24 protein-coding genes are annotated in these 25,814 nt (G+C 59.0%); 13 read left to right on the top strand and 11 right to left on the bottom strand.

The window, feature by feature from the left end; all coding sequences use genetic code 11:
* Positions 1 to 4 precede the first annotated feature (4 nt).
* Positions 5 to 727, bottom strand: a complete 723-nt coding sequence (locus CKW38_RS09205) for a tellurite resistance TerB family protein (RefSeq protein ID WP_095112551.1) — start codon at positions 725 to 727, stop codon at positions 5 to 7.
* A 178-nt stretch (positions 728 to 905) separates the two neighbouring features.
* On the opposite strand from CKW38_RS09205, the gene CKW38_RS09210 reads away from it, so the two are divergent.
* From CKW38_RS09210 to CKW38_RS09245, 8 genes are all read left to right on the top strand, one after another.
* The gene (locus CKW38_RS09210; RefSeq protein WP_007949637.1) at positions 906 to 1,820 is read left to right on the top strand and encodes a LysR family transcriptional regulator; all 915 of its coding nucleotides are present in this window, start codon (positions 906 to 908) and stop codon (positions 1,818 to 1,820) included.
* Between the two features lie 131 nt (positions 1,821 to 1,951).
* A complete protein-coding gene (locus CKW38_RS09215) occupies positions 1,952 to 3,409 on the top strand; it encodes a gamma-aminobutyraldehyde dehydrogenase (protein WP_042704886.1) in 1,458 nt (485 codons plus the stop codon).
* Positions 3,410 to 3,492: 83 nt separating this feature from the next.
* On the top strand, positions 3,493 to 4,644 hold the full coding sequence (ydcS, locus tag CKW38_RS09220) for a putative ABC transporter substrate-binding protein YdcS (RefSeq protein WP_095112553.1): 1,152 nt from the start codon (positions 3,493 to 3,495) through the stop codon (positions 4,642 to 4,644).
* A gap of 279 nt (positions 4,645 to 4,923) precedes the next feature.
* On the top strand, positions 4,924 to 5,961 hold the full coding sequence (locus tag CKW38_RS09225) for an ABC transporter ATP-binding protein (protein WP_095112555.1): 1,038 nt from the start codon (positions 4,924 to 4,926) through the stop codon (positions 5,959 to 5,961).
* 16 nt (positions 5,962 to 5,977) lie between these two features.
* Positions 5,978 to 6,898, top strand: coding sequence for an ABC transporter permease (locus tag CKW38_RS09230; protein WP_007908947.1), 921 nt, complete (start codon positions 5,978 to 5,980; stop codon positions 6,896 to 6,898).
* Positions 6,888 to 7,697, top strand: coding sequence for an ABC transporter permease (locus CKW38_RS09235; RefSeq protein ID WP_007908948.1), 810 nt, complete (start codon positions 6,888 to 6,890; stop codon positions 7,695 to 7,697). Before CKW38_RS09230 ends, CKW38_RS09235 begins: the two co-directional genes overlap by 11 nt.
* A gap of 169 nt (positions 7,698 to 7,866) precedes the next feature.
* Positions 7,867 to 9,291 carry a gamma-aminobutyraldehyde dehydrogenase gene (locus CKW38_RS09240; RefSeq protein WP_095112556.1) on the top strand — a complete coding sequence of 475 codons (1,425 nt, stop codon included), beginning with the start codon at positions 7,867 to 7,869 and terminating at the stop codon, positions 9,289 to 9,291.
* Positions 9,292 to 9,517: 226 nt separating this feature from the next.
* Positions 9,518 to 11,002 (top strand): APC family permease, encoded by a 1,485-nt coding sequence (locus CKW38_RS09245; protein WP_007908950.1) that lies wholly within the window; start codon positions 9,518 to 9,520, stop codon positions 11,000 to 11,002.
* A 58-nt stretch (positions 11,003 to 11,060) separates the two neighbouring features.
* Here CKW38_RS09245 and CKW38_RS09250 read toward each other — a convergent pair whose 3' ends face one another.
* The gene (locus tag CKW38_RS09250; RefSeq protein WP_007908951.1) at positions 11,061 to 11,618 is read right to left on the bottom strand and encodes a hypothetical protein; all 558 of its coding nucleotides are present in this window, start codon (positions 11,616 to 11,618) and stop codon (positions 11,061 to 11,063) included.
* A 5-nt stretch (positions 11,619 to 11,623) separates the two neighbouring features.
* Complete coding sequence (locus CKW38_RS09255) at positions 11,624 to 12,205, bottom strand: ComF family protein (RefSeq protein WP_007908952.1); 582 nt, start codon at positions 12,203 to 12,205, stop codon at positions 11,624 to 11,626.
* 347 nt (positions 12,206 to 12,552) lie between these two features.
* Here CKW38_RS09255 and CKW38_RS09260 point away from each other — a divergent pair, with 347 nt between their 5' ends.
* Entirely contained in the window at positions 12,553 to 13,065 is a 513-nt protein-coding gene (locus tag CKW38_RS09260) for a Bro-N domain-containing protein (protein ID WP_095112558.1), read from the top strand.
* An 84-nt stretch (positions 13,066 to 13,149) separates the two neighbouring features.
* A complete protein-coding gene (locus CKW38_RS09265; protein ID WP_007908954.1) occupies positions 13,150 to 13,356 on the top strand; it encodes a hypothetical protein in 207 nt (68 codons plus the stop codon).
* Here CKW38_RS09265 and CKW38_RS09270 read toward each other — a convergent pair.
* Entirely contained in the window at positions 13,353 to 13,538 is a 186-nt protein-coding gene (locus CKW38_RS09270; RefSeq protein WP_007908956.1) for a hypothetical protein, read from the bottom strand. The two genes, CKW38_RS09265 and CKW38_RS09270, sit on opposite strands and share 4 nt — an antisense overlap.
* Positions 13,539 to 13,930: 392 nt before the next feature.
* On the opposite strand from CKW38_RS09270, the gene CKW38_RS09275 reads away from it, so the two are divergent.
* Positions 13,931 to 15,559, top strand: a complete 1,629-nt coding sequence (locus CKW38_RS09275) for a glucan biosynthesis protein D (RefSeq protein WP_034154835.1) — start codon at positions 13,931 to 13,933, stop codon at positions 15,557 to 15,559.
* Positions 15,560 to 15,761: 202 nt separating this feature from the next.
* Here the strand turns inward: CKW38_RS09275 and CKW38_RS09280 are convergent, their stop codons facing one another.
* From CKW38_RS09280 to CKW38_RS09290, 3 genes are all read right to left on the bottom strand, one after another.
* Positions 15,762 to 16,868: an NADH:flavin oxidoreductase/NADH oxidase gene (locus tag CKW38_RS09280; protein ID WP_095112560.1), complete on the bottom strand. Its 1,107-nt coding sequence runs from the start codon at positions 16,866 to 16,868 to the stop codon at positions 15,762 to 15,764.
* 270 nt (positions 16,869 to 17,138) lie between these two features.
* Positions 17,139 to 18,848, bottom strand: a complete 1,710-nt coding sequence (recJ, locus tag CKW38_RS09285) for a single-stranded-DNA-specific exonuclease RecJ (RefSeq protein ID WP_007908960.1) — start codon at positions 18,846 to 18,848, stop codon at positions 17,139 to 17,141.
* A gap of 55 nt (positions 18,849 to 18,903) precedes the next feature.
* Positions 18,904 to 19,446: a YaeQ family protein gene (locus CKW38_RS09290; protein ID WP_007908961.1), complete on the bottom strand. Its 543-nt coding sequence runs from the start codon at positions 19,444 to 19,446 to the stop codon at positions 18,904 to 18,906.
* A gap of 147 nt (positions 19,447 to 19,593) precedes the next feature.
* Between CKW38_RS09290 and CKW38_RS09295 the strand changes: the two genes are divergently transcribed.
* Both CKW38_RS09295 and CKW38_RS09300 read left to right on the top strand, forming a co-directional pair.
* Positions 19,594 to 20,793 carry a CaiB/BaiF CoA-transferase family protein gene (locus CKW38_RS09295; protein WP_007908962.1) on the top strand — a complete coding sequence of 400 codons (1,200 nt, stop codon included), beginning with the start codon at positions 19,594 to 19,596 and terminating at the stop codon, positions 20,791 to 20,793.
* Between the two features lie 82 nt (positions 20,794 to 20,875).
* Positions 20,876 to 21,700, top strand: coding sequence for a TIGR02285 family protein (locus tag CKW38_RS09300; RefSeq protein ID WP_095112562.1), 825 nt, complete (start codon positions 20,876 to 20,878; stop codon positions 21,698 to 21,700).
* A 176-nt stretch (positions 21,701 to 21,876) separates the two neighbouring features.
* On the opposite strand, the gene CKW38_RS09305 is transcribed toward CKW38_RS09300, so the two are convergent.
* From CKW38_RS09305 to thrC, 4 genes are all read right to left on the bottom strand, one after another.
* Entirely contained in the window at positions 21,877 to 22,158 is a 282-nt protein-coding gene (locus tag CKW38_RS09305; protein WP_007908964.1) for a DUF3509 domain-containing protein, read from the bottom strand.
* A gap of 166 nt (positions 22,159 to 22,324) precedes the next feature.
* Positions 22,325 to 22,732 (bottom strand): response regulator, encoded by a 408-nt coding sequence (locus CKW38_RS09310; RefSeq protein WP_007908966.1) that lies wholly within the window; start codon positions 22,730 to 22,732, stop codon positions 22,325 to 22,327.
* 116 nt (positions 22,733 to 22,848) lie between these two features.
* Complete coding sequence (locus CKW38_RS09315; RefSeq protein WP_095112563.1) at positions 22,849 to 24,222, bottom strand: transporter substrate-binding domain-containing protein; 1,374 nt, start codon at positions 24,220 to 24,222, stop codon at positions 22,849 to 22,851.
* A gap of 120 nt (positions 24,223 to 24,342) precedes the next feature.
* Positions 24,343 to 25,752 carry a threonine synthase gene (gene thrC / locus CKW38_RS09320; RefSeq protein ID WP_095112565.1) on the bottom strand — a complete coding sequence of 470 codons (1,410 nt, stop codon included), beginning with the start codon at positions 25,750 to 25,752 and terminating at the stop codon, positions 24,343 to 24,345.
* Positions 25,753 to 25,814: the final 62 nt, after the last annotated feature.

Below are 25,814 nucleotides of genomic sequence, written 5' to 3' on the forward strand. Positions count from 1 at the left end.
GTCTCTACACAGAGGCCTGCCGCACCTGCTTCTCCAGTTCCACCTTCAAACCTGGCTCCAGCTTCAACTGGCGCGCCAGTTCATCCAGATATGACTTCTCCATGAAGTTCTCCTCATCCACCAGCATTACACTGGCGATGTACATTTCTGCCGCCATCTCCGGCGTGCTCGCGGCCCGTGCGACGTCGGTGGGGTCGAGGGGTTTGTTGAGTTCGGCGTGGAGCCAGTTCTGTAGCTCCTGATCGTTGTCGAGTTTGGTGAATTCGCCTTCGATCAGTTGACGCTCGCGGTCATCGATGTGGCCGTCGGCCTTCGCGGCAGCGACCAGCGCCTTGAGAATGGCCTGGCTGTGTTGTTCGGCCTGCACCGGAGGCAGACGGTCGAGGGTCTGTGGTTCGCGTTGCGGGGCCGTGCCTTTTTGCGCGTTGTAGTTGCCGTAGGCCTTGTAGGCCAGTACGCCCAGCGCGGCCAGCCCGCCGTAGATCGCGACTTTACCGCCGACCTTGCGCACTTTCTTGTTACCGAGCAACAAGCCCATCGCGCCAGCAGCTAACGCGCCACCACCTGCGCCGGACAAAAGACTGCCGAGGCCGCCAGTGCCTGAAGAACCGCCGAGCAAACCGCCCAAGCCACCGGCCGCCGGTTTGTTGTGCGTTCCGCCAGCCTTGTTCTGCAACAGATCCTGGCCAGATTTAAGCAGTTGATCGAGCAATCCACGGGTGTTCATGTTCCGCCTCCAAAACAGGGGTTATCCGGATCTATAAGGCCCTCAGCCTAGTTCGAAAGTGCCCCTGCCCGGCCCGCGAGTGTGCTTCCAGATGTTGCTCAGTACGCCCGAGCCGTTCGCGAAAATAGATATACACTCAGGCCAATCTATAAAAACCGCCCACTGGGTACCCCTTCTCATGATGACCTTGCGTCAGATTCGTCATTTCATCGCCGTGGCCGAGACCGGCTCGATCTCCGCCGCCGCACAAACTGCATTCATTTCCCAATCGACTCTGACGCTGGCGATCCAGCAACTCGAAGAGGAAATCGGCGTCAGCCTGTTCAGCCGCCACGCCAAGGGCATGACCCTGACGCATCAAGGGCATCAATTCCTGCGTCAGGCGCACCTGATTCTCGCGACCGTCGACAACGCCAAGCGCAGCCTGCAACAGAGTACCGATCAGGTCGCCGGGCAGTTGATCGTCGGCGTGACCAGTCTGGTCGCCGGTTATTACCTAGCGGATTTGCTCACACGATTCCAACGCGCCTATCCCAATGTCGAGATCCGTGTGATGGAAGACGAGCGCCCTTACATCGAGCATTTGCTGGTCAGCGGCGAGATTGATGTCGGCGTGCTGATCCTCTCCAACCTCGAAGATCGTCACGCTTTGCAAACTGAAGTACTGACCCACTCACCGCACCGTTTGTGGCTGCCAGCCCAGCATCCACTGCTGGAGCACGACAGCATCAACCTCGCCGACGTTGCCCGCGAACCTCTGATTCAACTGAACGTCGATGAGATGGATCGCAATGCCCAGCGTTTCTGGCGCGGTTCCGGGCTGCAACCGAAGATCACTCTGCGAACCGCGTCCACCGAGGCTGTACGAAGTCTGGTTGCCGCCGGTTTGGGCGTGTCGATTCAACCGGACATGACTTATCGCCCGTGGTCACTGGAGGGCGACATCATCGAAGCGCGTCCGATCGCCGACCTCAACCAGACCCTCGACGTTGGTCTGGCCTGGCGTCGTGGCACCGCGCGCCCGGCATTGGTCGACCCATTCCTGACCGTAGCCCGTGAACAACCCCACGGCGGACGCAAGCCATCTATTTAATCGAACACAGCCTTCAGTATTTAGAATTTGTCGACCTCGGAGCCGCGCACTAGTCTTGCTGCATCTATAAGACGGTCGGCTCCCGATATCAGGGAGCAACAATGGCCACACAAGAAAAGAGATCGCGGAAGATGGCTGGCGCGCAGACCCCGATGTGTACCGCGTTGTTGATCGACGGCGAATTGGTCGCTGGGGAAGGTTTTGTCGAGCCGATTCTTAACCCAGCCACCGGTGAGATCCTCACGCACATCGCCGAGGCCAGCACCGAGCAAGTCGAAGCCGCCATCCTCGCCGCCCACCGCGCCTTTGCCGAATGGTCGCGCACCACGCCTCAGCAACGTTCCAACCTGTTGCTCGAGATTGCCAACGCCGTGGAAAAACACGCCGATCACCTCGCCCGCCTCGAATCGCTGAACTGCGGCAAGCCGCTGCACCTGGCGCGTCAGGACGATCTGACGGCGACCGTCGATGTATTCCGCTTCTTCGCCGGCGCCGTGCGCTGCCAGACCGGTCAGCTCAGCGGTGAATACCTGCCGGGTTACACCAGCATGGTTCGTCGCGATCCGATTGGCGTGATCGCCTCGATTGCGCCGTGGAATTACCCGATCATGATGGCCGCGTGGAAAATCGCCCCGGCCCTCGCCGCCGGCAACACGCTGGTGTTCAAACCCTCCGAGCACACGCCGCTGTCGATCCTCGCGCTGGCGCCAGCGCTCGCCGAGATTCTTCCGCGCGGGGTGATCAACATCATCTGCGGGGGTGGCGAAGGCGTCGGCAGCCATTTGGTCGGTCACGCCAAAGTGCGCATGGTCTCGCTGACCGGCGATATCGTCACCGGGCAGAAAATCCTCCAGGCCGCCGCGAAAACCCTGAAACGCACGCACCTCGAACTCGGCGGCAAAGCCCCGGTAATCGTCTGCAACGACGCCGACATCCAGGCCGTGGTCGACGGAGTGCGCACTTACGGTTACTACAACGCCGGCCAGGACTGCACCGCCGCATGCCGGATCTACGCGCAGGCCGGGATTCACGACAAATTGGTCGCCGAACTCGGCCAAGCCGTCAGCAGCCTGCGCTTCGCCGGCAAACGTGATGCCGACAACGAGATCGGCCCGCTGATCAGCACCCGCCAACGCGACCGCGTAGCCAGTTTTGTCGAGCGCGCCCTCGGCCAACCACACATCGAGCGGGTGACCGGTGCGGCGGTGCATTCCGGTGCCGGTTTCTACTATCAACCGACGCTGCTCGCCGGTTGCAAACAAAGCGACGAAATCGTTCAGCGCGAAGTGTTCGGCCCGGTGGTCACCGTGACCCGTTTCGACGAACTCGCGCAGGCCGTCGACTGGGCCAACGACTCCGAGTATGGCCTCGCCTCGTCGGTGTGGACACAGAATCTGGACAAGGCGATGCAAGTTGCCGCGCGCCTGCAGTACGGCTGCACGTGGATCAACAGCCATTTCATGCTGGTCAGCGAAATGCCCCACGGCGGGCTGAAACGCTCCGGTTACGGCAAAGACTTATCCAGTGATTCGCTGCAGGACTACAGCGTGGTGCGGCACATCATGGCCCGCCACGGCCAGCATCTCTGACTACGCTAATAACAAGCCGCCAACGGCATGCTTCACCGCGTTCACAACTGCCCCGACCATAATTTGAAGAAGAGGGTTCAACCATGTTCGTGCACAAGACCGCACTGCTCAGTGCAATCACCACGGCCCTGCTGGCCAGCGCCAGCCTGCAAGCGGCCGAGCCGTTAAAGGCTGTCGGTGCTGGCGAAGGTCAGCTGGATATCGTTGCGTGGCCGGGTTACATCGAACGTGGCGAGAGCGACAAGGCTTACGACTGGGTCACCGGTTTCGAAAAAGAAACCGGCTGCAAGGTCAATGTGAAGACCGCTGCGACCTCCGACGAAATGGTCAGCCTGATGGCCAAGGGCGGTTATGACCTGGTCACCGCGTCGGGCGATGCGTCGCTGCGGTTGATCGTCGGCAAGCGTGTGCAACCGATCAACACTGCGTTGATCGCGAACTGGAACACCCTCGACCCGCGCCTGAAAGACGCGCCGTGGTACGTGGTCAACAACCAGACTTACGGCACCCCGTACCAGTGGGGCCCGAACGTGCTGATGTACAACACCAACGTATTCAAGACCGCGCCGAGCAGTTGGAACGTGGTGTTTGCCGCGCAGGATCTGCCCGACGGCAAGCCGAACAAGGGCCGCGTGCAGGCCTATGACGGGCCGATCTACATCGCCGATGCGGCGTTGTATCTGAAATCGACCAAGCCTGAATTGGGCATCAAGGATCCGTACCAGCTCACCGAAGATCAATACAAAGCCGTGCTCGACCTGTTGCGCGCGCAGCAGCCGCTGATCCACCGCTACTGGCACGACACCACGGTGCAGATGAGCGACTTCAAAAACGAAGGCGTGGTGGCATCGAGTGCGTGGCCGTATCAGGTCAATGGTTTGATGAACGAGAAGCAGCCGATCGCGTCGACCATTCCGAAAGAAGGCGCCACGGGCTGGGCTGACACCACCATGTTGCACGCCGAGGCCAAGCACCCGAACTGTGCGTACAAGTGGATGGACTGGTCGCTGAAACCGAAAGTCCAGGGTGATGTAGCAGCTTGGTTTGGTTCGTTGCCGGCCGTTCCTGCGGCGTGCAAGGAGAGCGAATTGCTGGGTGCTGAAGGTTGCAAGACCAACGGTTTCGACCAGTTCGACAAGATCGCCTTCTGGAAAACCCCGCAGGCTGAGGGTGGCAAGTTTGTGCCGTATAGCCGCTGGACCCAGGATTACATCGCGATCATGGGCGGCCGCTAGCTCTCGACAACGACGCGGTCTGCTCCCTTTCCCCCCTCGCCCCCCTGGGGGAGAGGGCTGGGGTGAGGGGGTAGCTTTTGACCTTGCCTTTGACTTCAGAGCAACGGCCAATAAAGCCACCCTCACCCCCCGCCCTCTCCCGGAGGGAGAGGGAGCTAAAAGCGGATCGCATCTCGTCCGCCGAATGTGTGAACCAAGCAAACCGTAAAACGTTTCAGATTTTTCAGAAGTCCAGGCTGGGCCGCTGCGACGGCCCTCGCCTTTTTGGAGCACCGCACCATGACGCTTGCAGTCCAGTTCACCAACGTTTCCCGGCAGTTCGGCGAAGTGAAGGCCGTTGACCGGGTTTCCATCGATATCGAGGACGGCGAGTTCTTTTCCATGCTCGGCCCTTCCGGCTCGGGCAAAACCACCTGCCTGCGCCTGATCGCCGGGTTCGAACAACCGAGCGCCGGCTCGATCCGCATCCACGGCGCCGAAGCGGCCGGTTTGCCGCCGTATCAACGTGACGTCAACACGGTGTTTCAGGACTACGCGCTGTTCCCGCACATGAACGTCCTCGACAATGTCGCCTACGGTTTGAAGGTCAAAGGCGTCGGTAAAACCGAGCGCCACAAACGCGCCGAAGAAGCCTTGGACATGGTCGCCCTCGGCGGTTATGGCGCACGCAAACCGGTGCAATTGTCAGGCGGTCAGCGCCAGCGCGTGGCCCTCGCCCGCGCTCTGGTCAATCGTCCGCGTGTGCTGCTGCTCGATGAGCCGTTGGGTGCACTCGATCTGAAACTGCGCGAACAAATGCAAAGTGAATTGAAGAAGCTGCAACGCCAGCTCGGCATCACCTTCATCTTCGTCACTCACGATCAAACCGAAGCGCTGTCGATGTCCGATCGCGTCGCCGTGTTCAACAAGGGCCGCATCGAACAAGTCGACACGCCGCGCAATCTGTACATGAAACCGACCACCACATTCGTGGCTGAATTCGTCGGCACCTCGAACGTGATTCGCGGCGATCTGGCCCGCCAAATCAGCGGCCATCCGCAGCCGTTTTCGATCCGTCCGGAACATGTACGTTTTGCCGAAGGCCCGCTGGCCAGTCACGAAATCGAAGTCAGCGGTCTGCTCCATGACATCCAGTATCAGGGCCGCGCCACGCGTTATGAATTGAAGCTGGATAACGGTCAGACCCTGAGCATCAGCCACGCCAACAATCAATGGATCGACAGCAGCGCACAGCACCAGACCGGCCAGCGTCTGAGCGCGCGTTGGGCGCGGGAAGCGATGATCCCGCTGCACGATAACGTGGCGAGCGGGGTGTGACATGAGCATGCTCGCGATGACTGCATCGCCGCCGTTGCGCCGGTTTTCCAACCTGCTCTACCGCAAGCCGAACCTGTATCTGTCGATGCTGCTGGTGCCGCCACTGCTGTGGTTTGGCGCGATCTACCTCGGCTCGCTGCTGGTGCTGTTGTGGCAGGGTTTCTACACCTTCGACGACTTCACCATGGCGGTCACGCCGGACCTGACCCTGGCGAATTTTGCCGCGCTGTTTCAGCCGTCGAACTTCGACATCATCCTGCGCACGCTGAGCATGGCCATCGTCGTGTCGATCGCCAGCGCCATCGTTGCGTTCCCGATTGCATACTACATGGCGCGCTACACCACGGGCAAAACCAAGGCGTTTTTCTACATCGCAGTGATGATGCCGATGTGGGCCAGTTACATCGTCAAGGCGTATGCGTGGACGTTGCTGCTGGCCAAGGGCGGCGTGGCGCAGTGGTTCGTGCAGCACTTGGGATTGGAGCCGGTATTGCAGTTCATTCTGGGGATTCCCGGGGTGGGCGGTAGCACCTTGTCGACCTCGCATCTGGGGCGGTTCATGGTGTTCGTTTATATCTGGCTGCCGTTCATGATTCTGCCGATTCAGGCGTCGTTGGAACGTCTGCCGCCGTCGCTGTTGCAGGCCTCCGCTGACCTTGGGGCCAAGCCGCGTCAGACGTTTATGCAGGTGATTTTGCCGCTGTCGATTCCGGGCATCGCCGCCGGTTCGATCTTCACGTTTTCGCTGACCTTGGGCGACTTCATCGTGCCGCAACTGGTCGGGCCGCCAGGTTACTTCGTCGGCAGCATGGTGTACGCGCAGCAAGGTGCGATCGGCAATATGCCGATGGCCGCCGCGTTTACGTTGGTGCCGATTGTGTTGATCGCGGTTTACCTGTCCATCGTCAAAAGACTGGGGGCCTTCGATGCGCTCTGAAAGGGCTTCAATCGGGCTACGAATCGCAGCCTGGGGCGGGCTGGTGTTTCTGCACTTCCCGATCCTGATCATCTTCCTTTACGCCTTCAACACTGAAGAAGCCGCGTTCAGCTTTCCGCCGAAGGGCTTCACGCTGCACTGGTTCAGCGTGGCGTTTTCGCGGCCGGATGTTCTGGAGGCGATCAAGCTTTCGTTGCAGATCGCAGCCATCGCCACGTTGATTGCGATGGTCCTCGGCACCTTGGCTTCAGCAGCGTTGTACCGCCGGGATTTCTTCGGCAAACAAGGCATCTCGCTGATGCTGATTTTGCCGATTGCGCTGCCGGGGATCATCACCGGGATCGCACTGTTGGCGACGTTCAAGACGCTGGGGATCGAGCCGGGGATGTTCACCATCATCGTCGGTCACGCGACCTTCTGTGTGGTGATCGTCTACAACAACGTCATCGCCCGCCTGCGCCGTACTTCGCACAGTTTGATCGAGGCCTCGATGGATCTCGGCGCCGATGGCTGGCAGACCTTTCGCTACATCATCCTGCCCAACCTCGGCTCGGCGTTGCTGGCCGGCGGCATGTTGGCGTTTGCGCTGTCGTTCGACGAAATCATCGTCACCACGTTCACCGCCGGGCATGAACGCACGTTGCCGTTGTGGCTACTTAACCAACTGAGCCGGCCACGGGATGTACCGGTGACCAACGTCGTCGCCATGCTGGTGATGATGGTGACGATGCTGCCAATCCTCGGCGCGTATTACCTGACGCGTGGTGGCGAGAGCGTCGCCGGCAGCGGCGGTAAATAAATATTCAACAGACACCAAAAATCCCCTTGTGGGAGCGAGCCTGCTCGCGAAGAGGCCGTCACATCCAACATTGATGTCGACTGATACACCGCTTTCGCGAGCAGGCTCGCTCCCACAGTTTTTAATCCGGTTTCGGCAGAAAAATAATAGATTCGAAGAGGACAGAACGATGCAAACCAAACTCTTGATCAACGGCCAACTGGTCAACGGCGAAGGCCCGGCGCAACCAGTGCTCAATCCCTCGCTCGGCGAAGTCCTGGTAGAAATCAACGAAGCCACTGAAGCCCAGGTCGATGCCGCCGTGCGCGCCGCCGATAACGCCTTCGCCGAGTGGTCGCAAACCACGCCGAAAGACCGCTCGCTGCTGCTGCTCAAACTCGCCGACGCCATCGAAGCCCACGGCGAGGAGCTGGCCAAACTGGAATCCGACAACTGCGGCAAACCCTACAGCGCCGCGCTCAACGACGAGATTCCGGCGATTGCCGACGTGTTCCGTTTCTTCGCCGGCGCCAGCCGTTGCATGAGCGGTTCGGCCGCTGGCGAATACCTGCCCGGCCACACCTCAATGATCCGCCGCGATCCGGTCGGCGTGATCGCCTCCATCGCGCCGTGGAACTACCCGCTGATGATGGTCGCCTGGAAAATCGCTCCAGCATTGGCCGCCGGTAATACCGTGGTGCTCAAGCCGTCGGAGCAAACCCCGCTGACCGCGTTGCGTCTGGCCGAACTGGCGTCGGAAATCTTCCCGGCTGGCGTACTCAATCTGGTGTTTGGTCGTGGGCCTACCGTAGGCAGTCCGTTGGTCACACACCCGAAAGTGCGCATGGTTTCGCTGACCGGCTCCATCGCCACGGGCGCCAATATCATTTCCAGCACTGCCGACAGCGTCAAACGCATGCATATGGAACTGGGCGGTAAGGCGCCGGTAATCATCTTCGATGACGCCGATATCGGCGCGGCGGTGGAAGGCATTCGTACCTTTGGTTTTTACAACGCCGGGCAGGACTGCACCGCCGCGTGCCGGATCTACGCGCAGCAGGGCATCTACGACAAGTTCGTCGAGAAGCTTGGCGCGGCGGTCAGCAGCATCAAGTACGGCTTGCAGGATGATCCGTCGACCGAACTGGGGCCGTTGATCACTGCACAACATCGCGACCGTGTTGCCGGGTTTGTCGAGCGTGCCGTGGCGCAGTCGCACATTCGTTTGATCACTGGTGGCAAGGCTGTCGACGGTAACGGGTTCTTCTTTGAACCAACCGTTTTGGCCGATGCGCAGCAGGACGACGAGATTGTCCGTCGCGAAGTGTTTGGGCCGGTGGTTTCGGTGACCAAGTTCACCGATGAAGCGCAGGCGCTGGAATGGGCCAACGACTCGGATTACGGCCTCGCCTCCTCCGTGTGGACGGCAGATGTCGGACGCGCGCATCGCATGTCGGCGCGTTTGCAGTACGGCTGCACGTGGGTGAACACGCACTTCATGCTCGTCAGCGAAATGCCCCATGGCGGTCAGAAATTGTCCGGCTACGGGAAAGACATGTCCATGTATGGGCTGGAGGACTACACCACGGTTCGGCATGTGATGTTCAAGCATTAACAGCGAAAAGATCGCAGCCTGCGGCAGCTCCTACATGATGGACGCCGCTCTTCTGTAGGAGCTGCCGCAGGCTGCGATCTTTTCCGCGACACACGGACGATGTCGGCGATCCACCACCAGGCTTCACCGAAACCAAAACAATAACTACCGAACCGGGCGGCGCCTGCAAAGCCTCGCCACGGCTTCGGCCATCCGAAATCTGCCGATTTCACGGAGCAAAACACACATGAGTTCCTCACCCGATCTCGCCACAGCCGTTGCCGACAGCGATGCCGAACAACTGCGCAAACTGGGCTACACCTCGAACTTCAACCGCAGCATGAGCCTGTGGGAAAACTTCGCCTTGGGCTTCACTTATCTGTCACCGGTCGTAGGGGTTTATACCCTCTTCGGCCTGTGCCTCGCCGCCGGCGGCCCACCGATGTTCTGGGCCTACTTGCTGGTCGGTTGCGGCCAATTGCTGGTGTGCCTGATCTTCGGCGAAGTGGTTTCGCAGTTCCCGATTTCCGGCGGTGTTTACCCTTGGGCACGCCGATTGGTCGGTAAAAAATGGGCATGGATGGTCGGCTGGATCTACTCCATCGCCCTCTGCGTCACCATCGCTGCCGTTGCGGTCGGCGCTGGCCCATACCTGGCCGCCATGCTCGGTTTTGAGCCGAGCAACAACACCAACATCGTCATCGCCCTGGTGCTGACCCTGTTCGCCACACTGGTCAACCTCAGCGGCACCAAAGTGCTGGCGCGCATCGCCATGTTCGGCTTTCTGTGCGAACTGGTCGGCGCAGTGATCGTTGGTGTTTACTTGTTGGTGTTCGAACGCCATCAACCGCTGAGCGTGCTGTTCAACACCTTCGACATCAGCGTCGACGGCTCATACCTGCCGGCGTTCCTCACCGCGTCGTTGGCGGGGATGTTCCTCTACTACGGCTTCGAGGCCTGCGGCGACGTCGCCGAAGAAACCCCGAACCCGAGCGCAAAAATCCCGGTGGCCATGCGCATGACCATCTACATCGGCGGCATCGCGGCGATGTTCGCCTGCCTGGCGCTGATCCTCGCTGTGCCGGACATGCAAGCGGTGATCAACGGCACCGACAAAGACCCGGTCACCACCATCCTCAACAACGCCTTCGGCCCGGTCGGTTCGAAAGTGGTGATGGGCGTGGTAATGATTTCCTTCATCTCCTGCGTCATCAGCCTACAAGCAGCGGCAAGCCGTCTGCTGTACTCCTACGCTCGCGATGAAATGGTCATCGGCAGCCGACTGCTGAAAAAGATTTCTCCTACCACCCAAGTACCGGTTGCCGCACTGTTCGTGTCCGGCGTCCTGCCCGCCCTGATCATCGCCCTCGGCTTCTTCCTGCAAGACGCCGTGGCCACCATCGTCAGCTTCGCCGCCATCGGCATCTACCTCGCATTCCAGATGATCGTCCTGGCCGCACTGTACGCCCGCAGCAAAGGCTGGAAACCGAGCGGCAAATTCACCCTCGGCGCGTGGGGCTGGCCGGTGAACATCGGCGCGCTGGTGTACGGCGTTGGCGCAATCATCAACATGGCCTGGCCACGTACGCCGGATGCGGCTTGGTATGTGAACTATGCGATGGTGTTGAGTACTGCGATCGTGATTGGGTTGGGCTTGGTTTACATGTGGATTGGCAAGCCGTATGACCATGGCAAGGCGCCGGCTGGGGATGCGTGGAAGGTGAGTCGCTAAGAGCCTGTGATCCCGGCACCGACAAGGTGCCGGGGTTCAGGCAAGCCGTGAAACATCATCAAAAAGAAAGCTCTGCCTGATCGTGCTTCAACAGGGAAATACGGTCGAACAGTTTGATTTTTTCATTGGCTTTTTGCTTGGCGTGATCGGACATGAATGCAATCAACTCTTCGAGCTGACTAACGTCTCCGACTACTTTGAATTGCTTTTCCTTGTTGACGAAAACAAGCGACTTCTTCTTTCTCGACAACAATTCAATGACGTTGCTGAGCGTACCGGTGCTCTTTGCATCCCAGATCATCAAGCCGTAGTCAGCCGCTTCGGCCATGACGACGTCTTTCTCGGTGAAGAAAGCTCTCGACCCTTTGGAATGCTTGGAGTCGACTGTTCTGGCGGGCCAGTGCCCTAGGTTGTTCCTCGGCGCCGAACCGCTGCAGAACACCGTGGTTCTGGATCGTTCGAGACTCAGCAGGTACTCCTGAATGGAGGTATCGGCGCCCCCAGCATCACCCACCACCACCTCAAAATCTGACGCTACGATATTATTGATGCGCTCTTTAACCTTCGGATCAAGGTTCTTGATGTTGATAGAGCCGGCAATAAATACAGTCGTCATTGAATTCACTTCCAAGTTAGCGCTGCGACGTAAATTTTCCCTACCTTCGGATATTTACGCAAAACAGCGCAGGCCGCGTCCATGGACGCCCCGCTATCAAACAAATCATCTACAACCAAAACATTCCAGCGCCCATCAGTGGTGATTTCATCATTGACGCTGAAACTGTCTCCAATCGCAGCAACCTTGTCTGCTTTCGAATGCAAATCCTTGAGCGACTTTCCCGTGGTCGCTTTTCGAAGCAAATCCGAGAAAACCGGCCGACCGATAATTCGTCCCAACGCCTGGGCAACCTCAGTTACCGGTTGTCGCTGACGAATATTTGAAGCAGGCATAGGCACTACAAACCCGACCTGATCCAGTTTTGGGAAGACATTTGTCGCTACTGCCTGAGCAAGTGGGCTGACCTGAGTCCAGTCCTTCTGGTATTTGAGCCGGTAGGTCGCCTCGCCAATCTCAGTGCGCTGATTATCGAAGCATGGGTGTCCGCGATCATCGTTGCCAAGAAAGGTACTACTTACCATGTGTTTGTCCAGCACCCAGCCCTGATCCCAAGGGCCGTTGATCTGCTTGAGAGACACCTTCATTGAATTCTCCGTTATTCCTAACAATCCTTTGAGCCCTGAAACCAAGGGCCGAGCATCTGCAGCGATGCGCAAGATTCAAACAAATAACGGAAAAAACACTGGTTAGGGGCGGGCTCGCTGGCACCTATGCAAAAACAGGCATTTCCTACAGATACGACCCTCAGAGATAAATCCTCTTTCCTACAGAAGGTATCGATAGAGCCGACTTGGCGTAGTAGGTGGCTAGCCGATAGGCTTTCTCTCGGCAGCGAAATCAGCGGCCCGGTGTCGGAGCCGGAGTAAATATCAAAACGGCGTGACCGCACTCATTTGAGTGGCGGCTCTATTCTCGATATTGGAGTCGACAAATGCCTAACCATGTACAAATTCCTTCTGAAAGCTCCGCTTTCTTCACCCCCGTCGTCTTCACCCGCCACAACCGTTTCCTCCACGCCTTCATGCAAGATCACGAAACCTGGTTCTGTGTTCAGGATCTCGGTCGCTTGATGGGCTATCCGCTGAACGAACGCCTTACTCTGAAACTCGATCCCGACCAGCGTCGCCATGTCCTTCTGCGTCGGGACGGCGAAATCATCGATTGCGCGATGGTCAGCGAATCCGGCCTGTTCGCCCTGCTCGTCCATCACTTCGTCCCGGAAAACCGACACCTGCGCCAATGGCCGAGCCATGAAGTCATCCCGATGCTGCGCGAAACCCATTCAAGCTCTGTGAAAAACCACCCCAGCGTGAGTTCGATGCATTGGGCAGGCGTCACCGTGCCGTTGCTGCACTGGCAACAGCAGGCGTGGGTCAAATGGCGGGATGTGCCGGAGTTAATGCACGGCCAACGGCCGTATCCGGTTCTGGCCACTTGCAGCTAAGGCTCATAAACAAAAAACCTGTGGCGAGGAAGCTAGCTCCCTCGCCACAGGTTTAGCGTGTCCCCTCTAGCGAGTTGAATTCAGATGAGTAGAACTGTTCTCAAATTTCCTCAGATTGAGGAAGTCATTCCCTGCGATGAAAGCTTTGCGATCTCTTACCTGAAACTAAACGACAGTGCCGAGCTTCAGAAAGCCATTGCCGTCGGCATCGACGATGCCGACGCAGGCAATTTGATTGACCTGGCCAGCGTAAAAGCCAAATGGCTTTCCCGGTGCCCACCCCAGCGTTAAAACCGCGAAACACTCCGCATCGCATCCACCAGGTACCGCATCGCAATCCGGTCGTTCTCCGAAAGCTCCCGATATCGCTCCACCAGTTTCACTTCGTCAGAGCTGAGCCGACGCCTTTTGCGGCCGCTGCCGAGGCAGGGAAAGATGCCCAGCATGTCGGTGATACCTTGTATTTTTGCCATGGACGATGTCCTTCAATACTTCAAAGAATTGCTAAACCACCACATCGCCCTGCCCCTTACAGCAGCGCCGTGTGCCCTACCGGTCAGCACCGGTCATGCCCATAGAATAGAAATTAAATCGGCGCTGAAAAGCGGTTTTTAGAGTAATTAGTCGAAAAAAGCAGATATGCCGTGTAAATCAGAATGCCCTGTCAGATATTTAACCGACATGTCTTGTTTCATTGACACACTGGCGCGGTGAATCAACGAATTTTGCATTGCGAGCGAACCGTTTAAGCTAGCGGGCATCTGTTAATAGTCCGTTGCGTTTGGCCGAAGGCTTGTCCGAACCGTTATTTCTGATCCAGCACGTGCCAGGAACGGCGCGGGATTGCACACGACAGGTTGTATTTATGCACCGCAGGAATTTGCTCAAAGCGTCCATGGCCATTGCGGCTTACACCGGTCTTTCGGCCACTGGCCTGCTGGCCAGCCGTGCGTGGGCGGCCAATGGCGGCGCCGCCGATGGCGAGGCGCAGGCCTTCGACTTCGAAGCGCTGAAGCGCCAGGCCAAGCAACTGGCTGGCAGCGCCTATCAGGACACCAAACAGGTGCTGCCGCCAACCCTGGCGACCATGACCCCGCAGAACTTCAACGCGATCCGCTACGACGGCGAGCATTCGCTGTGGAAGGAAAACAAGGGCCAACTGGACGTGCAGTTCTTCCATGTCGGCATGGGGTTCCGTCAGCCGGTGCGCATGTACAGCGTCGACGCCAAGACGCGCACTGCCCGCGAGGTGCATTTCCGCCCGGCACTGTTCAACTATGAAAACACGTCAGTCGACACCCAGCAGCTCAAGGGTGACCTCGGTTTTGCCGGCTTCAAGCTGTTCAAAGCGCCAGAGCTGGATCGTCACGATGTGTTGTCGTTCCTCGGTGCCAGCTATTTCCGTGCGGTAGACGCCACTGGCCAATATGGCCTCTCGGCGCGCGGCCTGGCGATCGACACTTACGCGAAAAAACGCGAAGAATTCCCTGACTTCACCAAGTTCTGGTTCGAGACCCCGGACAAGAACGCCACCCGATTTGTGGTGTATGCCCTGCTCGACTCGCCGAGTGCCACTGGCGCTTACCGTTTCGACATCGATTGCCAGGCCGAGCGCGTGGTAATGGAAGTCGATGCGCACATCAATGCGCGCACGGCGATCGAGCAATTGGGCATCTCGCCGATGACCAGTATGTTCAGTTGCGGCACCCACGAGCGCCGCATGTGCGACACCATCCACCCGCAGATCCACGACTCGGATCGTCTGGCGATGTGGCGCGGCAACGGCGAGTGGATCTGCCGTCCGCTGAACAACCCGGCGACTCTGCAGTTCAACGCGTTTGCCGACACCGATCCGAAAGGTTTCGGTCTGGTGCAGACCGACCACGAGTTCGCCAACTACCAGGACACCGTCGACTGGTACAGCAAGCGCCCGAGCCTGTGGGTAGAACCGACCACGGCGTGGGGTGAAGGCTCTATCGATCTGCTGGAAATCCCTACCACCGGCGAGACCCTCGATAACATCGTGGCGTTCTGGACACCGAAAAAACCGGTGGCTGCCGGCGATTCGCTGAACTATGGCTACAAGCTTTACTGGAGCGCATTACCGCCAGTGGGTACGCCGTTGGCACGGGTGCACGCGACCCGTTCCGGCATGGGCGGTTTCGTTGAGGGCTGGGCACCGGGCGAGCATTATCCGCCGGTTTGGGCCCGTCGCTTTGCCGTGGACTTCACCGGTGGTGGTCTGGATCGTCTGCCGCAGGGCACCGGGATCGAGCCGGTGGTGACCTGCTCGAACGGCAAGGTGCAGGACTTCAGCGTGCTGGTGCTGGATGACATCAAGGGTTACCGGATTCTGTTCGACTGGTACCCGACCAATGACAGCGTGGAGCCGGTGGAGCTGCGCTTGTTCATTCGCACCAATGACCGAACGTTGAGCGAGACCTGGCTGTACCAGTACTTCCCGCCGGCGCCGGACAAGCGTAAGTACCCTTGATGATTTGAGGCGCCTGCACGGGCCTCATCGCTGGCAAGCCAGCTCCCACAGTGTTTGGTGTTGATCACAATTTTTATGTACGACGCCAAACCTGTGGGAGCTGGCTTGCCAGCGATGACGGCAGTATTTCAACAAAAGATCATCAGACAAAACAAAGCCCCGGCCATCACTGACCGGGGCTTTTTGCTTTACCGCGACTGACTCAATCGCGCAGATCAGACTCATGAATCGGCTGATCCCGATGAGTCGCACGCTGGTACTGCGCCGGCCACACCGCTTTGCGCCCACCCAGATCATCGTCCGCGTGCAGCGGCCAGTACGGATCACGCAGCAGCTCGCGGGCGAGGAAGATGATGTCGGCCTGACAGGTGCGCAGAATGTGCTCAGCCTGCGCCGGCTCGGTAATCATTCCCACAGTGCCGGTGGCGATGCCTGACTCCTTGCGCACACGCTCGGCGAAACGCGTCTGATAACCCGGCCCCACCGGAATTTCAGCGTTGGCTGCTGTCCCGCCCGACGACACGTCGATCAGATCCGCGCCAAGGGTGTGCAGGCGTCGCGCCAGCTCCACGGTTTCGTCCGGATTCCAGCCGTCTTCCACCCAGTCAGTCGCCGACACGCGGACAAACACCGGCAATTCCTCAGGCCAGACCGCCCTCACCGCCTCGGTAACTTGCAGCACCAGACGAATACGGTTCTCAAACGAACCACCGTATTGATCACGACGCTGATTGCTCAGCGGCGAGAGAAACTGATGCAGCAGATAACCATGCGCCGCATGCACCTCAACCACACTGAAACCAGCCGTCAAAGCACGTTTGGCAGCATCGACAAACGCCTGAATGACGTCGGCAATCTGCCCCTCATCCAGCTGTTTCGGTTGCGTGTGCTGCGGATCGAAAGCAATCGGCGACGGCCCGACCGGCGTCCAGCCGCCATCTTCCGGTTTGACGCTGCCATGCTTGCCGATCCACGGCCGATGGGTGCTGGCCTTGCGCCCGGCGTGGGCCAATTGAATGCCGGCGACTGCGCCTTGCGACGTGATGAATCGGGTAATGCGTTGCAGCGGTTCGATTTGTTCGTCGTTCCACAGGCCCAGGTCTTCGGCGGTGATCCGCCCGTCGGCGGTAATGGCCGTGGCTTCGGTGAAGACCAGGCCGGCACCGCCCACGGCGCGGCTGCCGAGGTGCACCAGATGCCAGTCGTTGGCCAGGCCGTCGACGCTGGAGTACTGGCACATCGGCGATACGGCGATGCGGTTCGGGAGTGTCAGTTGTCGCAAGGTGAAGGGTTCAAGCAGCAGACTCATGGGGCACCTCTCAAATCAGTGGGCAGGCTCCAGGGTTCTGTTTGAATAGTCGACGAGTGACAGGAAAAAGGCACAGCACCCGCCCCCGCGGGCAAAAAATTCGACAAGACGTCACAAGGCCAATCAAGCAGTGCTTAGAGCCTAGTCGACAACGGGGGATCGCGGGAAATTCAAGAAAAGATCGTCCGATCGCGGCCCAAACCTTCGGCAGCGCCTACAGGAAACCGCATTCCCATGTAGGAGCTGCCGCAGGCTGCGATCTTTTGATCTTCAGCGCGGTTCGATGTGGGCAATCATCAACTGAACAGTCTCATTACCCCGAAACTCATTAACGTCGAGCTTGTAAGCCAGCTCAACCCACTGAATCGTCGGATTCGGCCAGATATCCCGGTCGATACCAAACGCGATGCCATCCAGCTTCACCGAGCCACATTCACTCTTCAGCACCACTTTCAGATGACGTTCACCGACCACGCGCTGCTCGACCAACTGGAACACGCCATGAAACAGCGGCTCCGGGAAGTGCTGCCCCCAAGGCCCGGCATGGCGCAAGGCGCGAGCCAGTTCGAGGTGGAATTCTTCCACCGCCAGTGTGCCGTCCGACAGCATGCGCCCGGTCAGGTCTTCCTCGCGAAGTTGCCTACGCACTTCAGCGTCAAAGGCCTCGGCAAAAAGCGGAAAATTCTCCTGCGGCAAGGTCAGACCGGCGGCCATTGCGTGGCCGCCGTACTTGGCGATCAGGTTCGGATGCTGCGCCGCCACCACACTCAAGGCATCACGAATGTGGAAGCCCTGCACCGAACGGCCCGAACCTTTTAGCAAACCATCACCGGCATCAGCAAAAGCAATGGTCGGACGGAAGTAACGCTCTTTCATCCGCGACGCGAGAATCCCGATCACGCCCTGGTGCCATTCCGGATCGAACAGGCACAGGCCAAACGGCATCGACTCCACCGGCAAGTCCTTGAGCTGCGCCAGCGCTTCACGCTGCATGCCCTGCTCGATAGATTTGCGATCCTGATTCATGCCGTCCAGTTGTGCGGCCATTTCCCGGGCCAGGTTGGCGTCGGCGGTGAGCAGGCATTCGATGCCCAGACTCATATCATCCAGACGCCCGGCGGCGTTGAGGCGCGGGCCGACGATGAAGCCGAGATCCGTGGAAGTAATGCGTGCAGCGTCACGCTTGGCCACTTCAAGGATCGCTTTGATCCCCGGCCGTGCGCGACCGGCGCGAATTCGTTCCAACCCTTGATGCACCAGAATCCGGTTATTGGCATCCAGCGGCACCACGTCGGCAACGCTGCCCAGCGCTACCAGATCAAGCAGTTCACCGATGTTCGGCTGCGGCTTGTTCTCGTACCAGCCGAGGCTGCGCAAACGCGCGCGCAACGCCATCAACACGTAAAAAATCACCCCGACGCCGGCCAGTGCCTTGCTCGGGAATTCGCAACCGGGCTGGTTCGGATTGACCAGCGCATCGGCCTGCGGCAGCTCATCACCGGGCAAGTGGTGGTCGGTGATCAAGACCTTCAGACCCGCACGCTTGGCTGCTGCCACGCCTTCGACGCTGGAGATGCCGTTGTCGACGGTGATCAGCAATTGCGGCTCGCGGGTCAGCGCAACTTCGACGATTTCCGGGGTCAGGCCGTAGCCATACTCGAAACGGTTCGGCACCAGATAATCGACGTGCGCCGCACCGAGCAAGCGCAAACCGAGCATGCCGACAGTGCTGGCCGTCGCGCCGTCCGCATCGAAGTCGCCGACGATGAGGATGCGCTGACGTTGTTCCAGCGCCGTCACCAGCAGGTCTACCGCTGCGTCTATGCCTTTGAGTTGCTGGAACGGGATCAACCGCGCCAGGCTCTTGTCCAGCTCTGCCTCGGACTGCACGCCCCGCGCCGCGTACAAGCGGGTCAACAGCGGCGGCAGATCACCGAGAAAAGGCAGAGTGGCAGGCAGTTGACGAGGTTCGATACGCATGGGGTGACGGAGACTTCTCTTGATTACGTGGGATTATTCCGGTGGTGACGCGGGATCAGCCGCGCTCACCTTGCAGCCATTGCAACTGGACTTCGTGCTGACCACGGTCGTCGGTGACGAAGATCGTCCCTTCGCTGATCATCACGTCCCACTTGATAACGCGGGGCATGTCCTTGGCCAGGGTTTCCAGCACTTCTTGCGGGACAGCAGCGATGTTGACGTTTTTCAGGTTCTTGATCGCCGGGATCACCTTGGTTTCCCAGACACGCAGGCTGCCGTAGGCCAGCAGGCTGGTGCGCTCGGTGCGACGCGAGCACCAGGTCAGACGGTCGGCGTCTGGCTGGCCGACTTCGATCCAGTGCAGAACACGGTCATCCAGGCTCTTTTCCCACAGCGCAGGTTCATCCACGTCTGACAGACCACGGCCGAACGACAACTGCTCGTTGTACCAGAGAGCGTAGGCCAGCAGTCGCACGGTCATGCGCTCTTCGGTTTCCGAAGGGTGACGGGCGATGGTCTGCTTGACGCTCTCGTAGACACTGCGGTCGAGGTCGGTGAGGTTCAGTTCAAATTTATAGGTAGTGGACGGCTGGGCCATGAACGGGCTTCTTGATACGAGGAAAGTCGGCAAGTCTAACCGATGCGGTAGGCAATCATCGAATTGATGGCGATCAAGCTGCGGCGTCTGACAGCCGGCTATGTTAAAACGCTGTATCTGCTCAGCCTTTGTCCTACAGGATTTCGCATGCCGTTCACCAGCAAACCGCTCTCGGGTCTGAAAGTCATTGAATTGGGTACATTGATTGCCGGGCCTTTTGCCTCGCGCATTTGCGGCGAGTTCGGTGCCGAAGTGATCAAGATCGAATCGCCCGACGGCGGTGATCCCTTGCGCAAATGGCGAAAACTGTACGAAGGCACGTCGCTGTGGTGGTTCGTCCAGGCGCGCAACAAGAAATCACTGACGCTGAACCTCAAACACCCTGAAGGTCTGGCGATCCTGAAAAAACTCCTCAGTGAAGCCGACATCCTCATCGAGAACTTCCGCCCCGGCGTACTGGAAAAGCTTGGCCTGAGCTGGGAAACCCTGCACGCCTTGAACCCGAAACTGGTGATGGTCCGGCTGTCCGGTTTCGGTCAGACCGGGCCGATGAAAGATCAACCGGGCTTCGGCGCGGTCGGCGAGTCCATGGGCGGTTTGCGTTACATCACCGGTTTCGAGGACCGGCCACCGGTGCGTACCGGGATTTCCATCGGCGATTCGATTGCCGCACTGTGGGGTGTGATCGGCGCACTGATGGCGCTGCGTCATCGCGAAGTCAACGGTGGCACCGGTCAGGTTGTCGATGTGGCGTTGTATGAAGCCATTTTTGCGATGATGGAAAGCATGGTGCCGGAGTTCGACGTGTTCGGCTTTATCCGCGAGCGCACCGGCAACATCATGCCGGGCATTACACCCTCTTCTATTCACACCAGCGCCGACGGCAAGCACGTGCAGATCGGCGCCAATGGTGACGCGATCTTCAAACGCTTCATGCTGATCATCGGCCGTGAAGACCTGGCCAACGATCCGACACTGGCGAGCAACGATGGCCGCGACAATCGCCGCGACGAGCTGTACGGCGTGATCGATCGCTGGGTCAATTCGCTGCCGCTGCAAAGCGTGCTCGACCTGCTCAATCAGGCCGAGGTGCCGGCCAGCCGGATCTTCAGCGCCGAGGACATGTTCAACGATCCGCAGTACCTGGCCCGAGAGATGTTCCTGCACGCCAAGCTGCCTGACGGCAAAGACTTCAAGATGCCTGGCATTGTGCCGAAACTCTCTGAGACACCGGGCAGTTCAGAATGGGTCGGACCGCAACTGGGTGAACACAATGCGCAGGTACTTCACGACCTTGGCTACGACGAGAGACAGATCGCCAAGTTGCGCGAAGACGGAGCCATTTAAGCTGAAACACCGGCATACATCGCACACCAACCGCGCCCATCACTGGTGGACGTGGCGGCTGTTCGGCCTGTTGTTTTTGCTCATGCTGTCGACTGCCGCGCAGGCGAAACCGACGCTGATCTGGTTGCTGCGTGACCTGCCGCCACTGACCATTTTCGAAGGCCCGAAAAAGGGCCAGGGTGTGATCGATCAACTGATGCCGTTGCTGATCGCCGGCATGCCGCAGTACGAACACACGCTGATGCGGGTCAATCGCGCCCGTGGTTTGCAGATGCTCCATGAAAACCCGTTTGCCTGTGACCCCGCGCTGCTGTGGAACAAAGAGCGCGCACAGTGGGTGGCGTATTCGATCCCGGCGATTCGCGCCGTGAGCAACGGCCTGGTGGTGCGCCAGCAAGATCGCTCGGTCCTTGAACCTTATCTGGTGGACGGCGAAGTCGACCTGTCGGCGTTGCTGGCCGCCACCGACAGAAAAGTCGGCGTGGTCGCTGAGCGCAGTTATGGCGAATTTATCGACAACATTCTGCATCAGGCCCCCAGCGGCGCACTGACGCCCCATTACGGTAACGATGCGCTGACCAATCTGCTGTCGATGCAGCGTCTGGGCCGGTTGCAGGTGGTGCTGGGTTACTGGCCGGAAATCCGCTATCAGGCCAGGCAGGCGCAGATCGCCGAGGATGAGCTGGAGTTTTATCCGATTCGCGGCACGGGAAAATATCTCTCAGGCTACGTGGCGTGTTCCGACACCACCCAGGGACGTCAGGCCATCAGCGAGATCAACCAACTGCTGCGCACCCTGCCCCATGACCATCTCAATCAGCTCTATGCCGCCTGGCTGGACACCGACCGACGTGAGGATTATCTCGAAGAAGCCCGCACATTTTTCGAGCACCAGGCAGCGCAATAGGCAAACGCCGGACAAAAGAAACCCCGAGAAGTGGGGAGACGACTCGGGGTTAAACGTGGCCTACATAAAGACCCGTAGCAGCAAGCGACAAGCACCGGAGCACAATGCTTGATCCTGCTGTTATGGGGTCTGACTGACAGGGATGCAGGAAGGTTCCCACAAAAAATATTTCATCTTTACAACGCCGCACGTTTGTCCAGTGCTGCGTTGCGCAATGCCGCGATCACACACGGTTCCAGCCGTCCTTCAGCAATCAGAACGTCGCGGTGCAAACCGTCAACGACATCGGTCAGTTGGCGCTTGTCGCTCAGTTGTGCCTGATTGAATTCGCGTTCCACCACAATGGCGCCGCTGCTGTTCTTCAAGGTCACCAGGCATTCGCCATGGGAACCGTTTGGAGACAACGAAACCTGATACGGGCTCAGAGCCTCACCGAGCAATAGACTGATACTTTCCATCTCGATCTCCACTCAATAGTCCGAAAACTGTGTGCCTGGGGCGTGTTCACAATAAATGACCACCGGCCCGAGAAGAAAGTTCTGCATACCGACTACCCCGTTTCTGGAGTGTCACCGGTCTGTCAGAGCATGCACGGCGAAGATGACAGAAAAATAACCGTCCCGGTCAACCCCGCACGGGTGGCGAAGCAGCGATCAGGTAACTGTCGAGCAAACCGCGCATCAACACCGCCGACACCGGCGTTTGCAGGCGCCCCAACAGCCGCAAGTGGTGTTCGCACAGCAAGGGTTCGAGATCGTTCAGCAAGCTCGAGGCCACCGTTCCCAGCAGGATCAGCGCACGCGCCTCATGCTGAACCGCCAGATGATGGATCAGTGCCAGGCCATCGCCGCCCTTGAGTTGCGGATCGCAAATGGCGATGTCGACCGCACCGCGATGGTCCAGCGAAGACAACGCCGAAGCCAGCGACGGCGCCGTCAGTACGTCGTAGATGCCAATGGCATTGAGCATTTGATGCAATGCCATCAGCTGGAACGGATTGGGTTCAAGTATCAGGACTTTAAGCGAGCGCATAAGCGACCTCTGGAGCGACAATCGCGGACTCTCACCGCACTTGTTGTCACTCTAGGGCAGCCGTCCTAAGCCTCCCATCGGAAAAGTAGTCGCGTCTTATAGGACATTTCCCATCTTCATTGCAGACATCGACACCCGCTCTCTGTACGGCGCTGAGTGATGTCTGTCCAACCGCCCAAAAGCCCCCGCAGTTTGCCGTCGGCGCTGTAAAACGGCACCGTCCACTGATAGACCTCACGGGGGCCACTCTTGAACTGCAATCGCCGTTTGCTGAAACGCGATTTGCGCGTGCGCAACTGCACCATGAATTCATCGTGCAACATCAGCGCCGTCGCTTCGGGCAGCGCGTTGACCTCGATCAGCAAGCGCCCCAGCACCTGATCCAGTCGAACCGACAGGGCCTCCTCATAGCTACGATTGCACATGATCAGTCGCCCTTGAAGATCACGGACAAACACCGGATCCGGCATGGAGTCGATCAACGCATGCTGAAATGCCAGTTGATCGCCGAGATCCTTTTCCGCCGCGCGCCGCAGTTTGATCACGGCGGCCAGACGCCGATTCCATATCAGCGACAGCAGGCCGAACACGCCAAGCCCGACCATGCCCCAGCAACCCCATTCAAGCATTTGCTGCCAGACTGAAGGCACGGGCGCCGGTGCAATACCTTCCAGCCATTTCAGGCGGATCGCCCGCAGTTCGGCTGCGGGAAACGCTTCAAGGGCCTTGTTGAGAATACTCAGAAGCACTGGCATGCCTTTGCGTACGGCCAGGTTATCCGCTTCCCATTTGCCTTCGACCAGACCACCGACCTTGAGCAAACCCAGCGGGTAAAGCTGTGCGCCGATTTCGTTTTCGATAGTGGCGTAGGCATCGCCACTTTCGACCAGTGCCCGTGCTTCGGCGTAGGTCTTGACCGAGCGAATCTCGATCGAAGGAAAGTCACGCCTGATCATGTCCTCCAGCGCATGCCGGGCCGGCAGCACCAGCACCCGTTTACTCAACTGCTCGAAAGCATCCAGCCGAGGTGCGTCGGCGCGGCCGACAAACACCCAGCCCGCGCCACCGAACGCGTGGCTGTAATCGAGGAATGCCTTGCGCTCCTCGCTCATGGCCAAGGTTGTACTGATATCGGCCGCTGCGCTCTCCAGGCGCTCGAGCATGTGATCCGTTGAGAACGACTCCTGATGCTCAAACTGCAGCCCGGTCATCGCCGTTATGCGCTTGAGCACGTCGTTGTTCAAGCCGCTCCACTGCCCGTGCTCATCCTGAAACAGATACAACGGATACTGCACCGACGTCACCGTCACCTTGGGGTTGTCGCGAATCCATTGACGCTCGTGTGGAGCCAGTTCGATGGGCTGGACTCTGGACGTCACGGCATCAGCGTGCAGCGCCAATTGCGCCGCCATGCTGCAGCGCATCAACGCCAACAATCCGAACAAAAACAATACACCCAGTGCCGGTTTCAAACCTCTATAAAACAGCATTGCCACTTCCTTCGTGATCGACTCACCCGTCCTTCATGGGTGAAAACCCGAGCAGTGTGGCAGCAGAAACAAAAAAGCCCGTCAGGAGACGGGCTTCAAAATGTGACAGCTTTCAATGGCTCAAAGCGGCTTGCCGCGGTTGCCATGCTGGCTGACAAAGGCTTGCACGGCTTTCAGCTCGTTTGGCAAAACGGTGCAGCGCTCGTTTCGCTCAAACAAATCAGAAAGATGTGCAGGTAGCTCGAGCGCTTTTCCTACACCGGCTTTCTCCACCGCATCCGGGAATTTTACCGGGTGCGCGGTACCGAGGATGACCATTGGAATGTCCAGGCTGCGACGACATTCGCGCGCAGCTTTGACGCCGATGGCGGTGTGCGGATCCAGCACTTCGCCGGTCTGCTCGTAGACTTCGGCGATGGTCTCGCAAGTCTGCGCATCGTCTACGGCCAGCGAGTCGAACAGTTTGCGCGCTTCAGTCCAGCGCTCTTGCTCGACGCTGAAACCGCCGCCCTGCTTGAACGAATCCATCAGACCGGCGATTGCTGCGCCGTTGCGACCGTGCAGGTCGAACAGCAGGCGTTCGAAGTTCGACGAAACCATGATGTCCATCGACGGCGACAGCGTGGCGTGCAGGGTGTCCTTGACGTACTGATTGCCGCTCATGAAGCGGTGCAGAATGTCGTTGCGATTGGTGGCGACGATCAACTGGTTGATCGGCAGGCCCATGTTGCGTGCCAGGTAACCGGCGAAGATATCGCCGAAGTTGCCGGTCGGCACCGAGAACGACACCGAACGCGCCGGACCGCCCAACTGCAGGGCGGCGTGGAAGTAGTAGACGATCTGGGCCATGATCCGCGCCCAGTTGATCGAGTTCACCGCCACCAGACGCGTGCCTTTGAGGAAGCTCTGGTCGGCGAAGCTCGCCTTGACCATTTCCTGGCAGTCATCGAAGTTGCCTTCGATGGCGATGTTGTGGATGTTCTCGCCGAAGATCGTGGTCATCTGACGACGCTGCACTTCGGACACGCGGTTGTGCGGGTGCAGGATGAAGATGTCGACGTTTTCGCAGTGCTTGCAGCCTTCGATGGCGGCCGAACCGGTATCACCGGAGGTGGCGCCAACGATGACGACGCGCTCGCCGCGTTTTTCCAGCACGTAGTCGAGCAAGCGACCGAGCAGTTGCAGAGCGAAGTCCTTGAACGCCAGGGTTGGGCCATGGAACAGCTCCAGCACCCATTCATTGCCATTCAGCTGACGCAGCGGCGCCACGGCGTTGTGCGAGAACACGCCGTAGGTTTCTTCGAGAATCTTTTTGAAATCGGCGTCCGGAATGCTGCCGGTGACGAACGGGCGCATGACCCGGAAGGCCAGTTCGTGATACGGCAGGCCGGTCCAGGAAGCGATCTCTTCCTGGGTGAAACGTGGCAGGTTTTCCGGAACGTACAGACCGCCATCGGTGGCGAGACCGGCCAGCAGGACGTCTTCGAAATTCAGGGCCGGTGCCTGGCCGCGGGTACTGATGTAACGCATGACTGACTCCAATGGAGAGTGTTCACAACAACGGCCCCGTTCACGGGGCCGGTGCAGGACAA

Source organism: Pseudomonas sp. Irchel 3H7, assembly GCF_900187605.1.
Classification (GTDB): Bacteria; Pseudomonadota; Gammaproteobacteria; order Pseudomonadales; family Pseudomonadaceae; genus Aquipseudomonas.

Coding starts and splice junctions, on each gene's coding strand:
- CKW38_RS09205 (WP_095112551.1), bottom strand. CDS start 727: ATGAACACCCGTGGATTGCTCGATCAACTGCTTAAATCTGGCCAGGAT.
- CKW38_RS09210 (WP_007949637.1), top strand. CDS start 906: ATGATGACCTTGCGTCAGATTCGTCATTTCATCGCCGTGGCCGAGACC.
- CKW38_RS09215 (WP_042704886.1), top strand. CDS start 1,952: ATGGCTGGCGCGCAGACCCCGATGTGTACCGCGTTGTTGATCGACGGC.
- ydcS (WP_095112553.1), top strand. CDS start 3,493: ATGTTCGTGCACAAGACCGCACTGCTCAGTGCAATCACCACGGCCCTG.
- CKW38_RS09225 (WP_095112555.1), top strand. CDS start 4,924: ATGACGCTTGCAGTCCAGTTCACCAACGTTTCCCGGCAGTTCGGCGAA.
- CKW38_RS09230 (WP_007908947.1), top strand. CDS start 5,978: ATGACTGCATCGCCGCCGTTGCGCCGGTTTTCCAACCTGCTCTACCGC.
- CKW38_RS09235 (WP_007908948.1), top strand. CDS start 6,888: ATGCGCTCTGAAAGGGCTTCAATCGGGCTACGAATCGCAGCCTGGGGC.
- CKW38_RS09240 (WP_095112556.1), top strand. CDS start 7,867: ATGCAAACCAAACTCTTGATCAACGGCCAACTGGTCAACGGCGAAGGC.
- CKW38_RS09245 (WP_007908950.1), top strand. CDS start 9,518: ATGAGTTCCTCACCCGATCTCGCCACAGCCGTTGCCGACAGCGATGCC.
- CKW38_RS09250 (WP_007908951.1), bottom strand. CDS start 11,618: ATGACGACTGTATTTATTGCCGGCTCTATCAACATCAAGAACCTTGAT.
- CKW38_RS09255 (WP_007908952.1), bottom strand. CDS start 12,205: ATGAAGGTGTCTCTCAAGCAGATCAACGGCCCTTGGGATCAGGGCTGG.
- CKW38_RS09260 (WP_095112558.1), top strand. CDS start 12,553: ATGCCTAACCATGTACAAATTCCTTCTGAAAGCTCCGCTTTCTTCACC.
- CKW38_RS09265 (WP_007908954.1), top strand. CDS start 13,150: ATGAGTAGAACTGTTCTCAAATTTCCTCAGATTGAGGAAGTCATTCCC.
- CKW38_RS09270 (WP_007908956.1), bottom strand. CDS start 13,538: ATGGCAAAAATACAAGGTATCACCGACATGCTGGGCATCTTTCCCTGC.
- CKW38_RS09275 (WP_034154835.1), top strand. CDS start 13,931: ATGCACCGCAGGAATTTGCTCAAAGCGTCCATGGCCATTGCGGCTTAC.
- CKW38_RS09280 (WP_095112560.1), bottom strand. CDS start 16,868: ATGAGTCTGCTGCTTGAACCCTTCACCTTGCGACAACTGACACTCCCG.
- recJ (WP_007908960.1), bottom strand. CDS start 18,848: ATGCGTATCGAACCTCGTCAACTGCCTGCCACTCTGCCTTTTCTCGGT.
- CKW38_RS09290 (WP_007908961.1), bottom strand. CDS start 19,446: ATGGCCCAGCCGTCCACTACCTATAAATTTGAACTGAACCTCACCGAC.
- CKW38_RS09295 (WP_007908962.1), top strand. CDS start 19,594: ATGCCGTTCACCAGCAAACCGCTCTCGGGTCTGAAAGTCATTGAATTG.
- CKW38_RS09300 (WP_095112562.1), top strand. CDS start 20,876: ATGCTGTCGACTGCCGCGCAGGCGAAACCGACGCTGATCTGGTTGCTG.
- CKW38_RS09305 (WP_007908964.1), bottom strand. CDS start 22,158: ATGGAAAGTATCAGTCTATTGCTCGGTGAGGCTCTGAGCCCGTATCAG.
- CKW38_RS09310 (WP_007908966.1), bottom strand. CDS start 22,732: ATGCGCTCGCTTAAAGTCCTGATACTTGAACCCAATCCGTTCCAGCTG.
- CKW38_RS09315 (WP_095112563.1), bottom strand. CDS start 24,222: ATGCTGTTTTATAGAGGTTTGAAACCGGCACTGGGTGTATTGTTTTTG.
- thrC (WP_095112565.1), bottom strand. CDS start 25,752: ATGCGTTACATCAGTACCCGCGGCCAGGCACCGGCCCTGAATTTCGAA.